At 37.0% G+C, this 2,261-nt stretch carries 3 protein-coding genes; all 3 read right to left on the bottom strand.

Translation table 11 applies throughout. From position 1 onward, the window contains the following. Positions 1–391: 391 nt before the first annotated feature. Positions 392–814: an SRPBCC family protein gene (locus tag A3EU_RS33295; RefSeq protein WP_020539053.1), complete on the bottom strand. Its 423-nt coding sequence runs from the start codon at positions 812–814 to the stop codon at positions 392–394. 83 nt (positions 815–897) lie between these two features. Beyond that, a complete protein-coding gene (locus tag A3EU_RS0125655) occupies positions 898–1,473 on the bottom strand; it encodes a TetR/AcrR family transcriptional regulator (RefSeq protein ID WP_020539052.1) in 576 nt (191 codons plus the stop codon). Next, positions 1,466–2,029, bottom strand: coding sequence for a TetR/AcrR family transcriptional regulator (locus A3EU_RS0125650; protein ID WP_020539051.1), 564 nt, complete (start codon positions 2,027–2,029; stop codon positions 1,466–1,468). Before A3EU_RS0125650 ends, A3EU_RS0125655 begins: the two co-directional genes overlap by 8 nt. Positions 2,030–2,261: the final 232 nt, after the last annotated feature.

The following is a 2,261-nucleotide window of genomic DNA, read 5'->3' as shown; positions in this document are numbered from 1 at the left end:
ACGTTTTTCGGGACATGCGAAGTTCGGAAATTTTCGGCTGCGCCGAAAAAATTTTTGAATTTCCGCATGTCCCGTGTTGTACGAGGTTCGCAGCGGAGCGGAGAAGCTTGTACAGCACGGGCTTGCCCGAAAAACGTTGCCCAAGATGCGCAGCGAAGCGGAGTATCTTGGGCAACGACTAGTATAAATGCCGTGACCGACCAAAGGGAAGGGCATGGACATTTATACCTGTGTTAGCGGTATTTTCTCGCCACTGCCTCTCTTTCACAAAGTAGTTGAAATATGCACTTTATTAAGCCTTTAATGAATTATTACTGCATCTATTTGTCTTCATATCTAGGAACAAAAAAAGCCCCAACAAATGGAGCTTTAACAATTAGAAAATAGATTTCTAATTTTGACTCTGTATCATCGATTCCAAACTATCGATAATTACATTATAGAAACCTTCGAATAACTCGATCATTGCTGCTTTAGATTCTTCATTTGTATCAAATTGGCAGTCCCATGTAACCTTGCAACTCGAGTTTCCTGTAGCCTCAACCTTCACATTGCTGACATATCCAGTAATTGGGAAAGGCCCTTCAGTAATTTTGTATTGCATTTCCATTGTGGCATTGTCTACCTTATCCAAAACTTCATAAATTGTTGCGCCATCTGGCATGAAACATGTCCGTGTCGCACCAACCCCTTCTCCGATAGTCTCTGATCGTTCGATTGGTGAAATTGCTTCAATATTTCTAAATGATGATAGTGTCGACCAAGCTCTGTTTGCCGGTACTTGAATTGTTTTGCTTACTACTACTTCTGTCATGATAATTAATTTTAAATGATTAATATATAACAAAGATATAGTAGCATCCTTACTCAAAAAAAAACAGCGTTCAGTTATGCAAACTACTGGATGAAATCGATTTGCTCATTGATGTATGTCTGTAATTCTTCCTTTGATTTTATTTTATACAGAATACTAAGGCTGAAGATTATACCAAGTAAAAAGTCAGCATATGTATCAATGCTTTTTTCATCTTTAATTTGCCCCAAAGCAAATGCTTTACTCAATACTACCTTGTAACTGTCCGTCAGAACTTTGAAATAGTCCTCGTATTTATCAATAATAACTCGATTTTCATTCCGCATTTCCACAATTGTATTGACCATAAGACAGCTTTTTGGAAAAGTTTTGTTGAGTAAGGCTTCAATTATTGAGTAAAAAAATGCTTTCAACGATTCCAACCCCTCTGTAGTTTCTCTTAACTGTTGAAGAAAGGGGTCCGAATAGTTCAAAGTATAATAATCTAGAGAATCCATAAAAAGCATCTCTTTTGAGTACTTGTTGTATATGGTTGATGTGCTGACGCCAACATGCTTTGCTAGTTCTTCTGCACTAATTCCTTTAAATCCGTGAATCCAAAAGATCTCTTGCGCTTTCTCTACCAGTTGACCGTATGAATGTGATAATTCTCTAGACATAGTTCTTTAAAATTACTTTGATTCCTGTTTCTACGTGTTTTTCACGTTGGTCTTTTGTATGGATTAAACAAAAACTCATTGCAGTGCAATACAGCCCGAGAAAATGACGTGCAAGTAAATTTGAGCTTTCCGATGAAATACCTTCCCGTTGGAGTAATGCATTGAGTCTGCTTTCAACCTCAGAAATGTATGTATCAACAATTGCTCTTACTTTCTCGTCTTTGTCGGCAAGTTCAGTTGCAATATGAATAAAGTAGCACCCAGGTATTGCATTATTTTCATCAATGAAGCTCAAATAGAAGCCTTTTAATATGTCAGGCAGGTCCCCTTCTTTTTGTAAATAATCAAGCTTTTCTTGGCAATATCTATCCCGATACAAGTTAAGCGATGCATAAAGAATACCTTTTTTATTTTCGAATTCATGATATAACGAAAATCGGTTGACCCCAGTTACATTGACTATTTCATTAATAGAGGTGCCTCTAAAGCCATTAGCCCAAAATAATTTAAATGACTTCTCAAGCACATTGTTGGCGTTATATTCTTTGTATCGCATAATCTATTTCAAAGATAATCGAGTTGGTGATTAAAAAATGGCGCTCAGAAATAAGGAAGCCTGCAATTTGTATTTCCATTGATGCTTTTACCGCTAACGTTTTTCGGGACATGCGAAGTTCGGAAATTTTCGGCGCAGCCGAAAAAATTTTTGAATTTCCGCATGTCCCGTGTTCATGGTCATTAAGCTAAGCGCTACCTCGAATATAAAGATTATTCTGATCTTTATAAAT

It is taken from the genome of Lewinella cohaerens DSM 23179, from assembly GCF_000379805.1.
GTDB lineage: Bacteria > Bacteroidota > Bacteroidia > Chitinophagales > Saprospiraceae > Lewinella > Lewinella cohaerens.
Note: the sequence above shows the minus strand (reverse complement) of the source record. Positions and strands in the feature narration are given on the sequence as shown.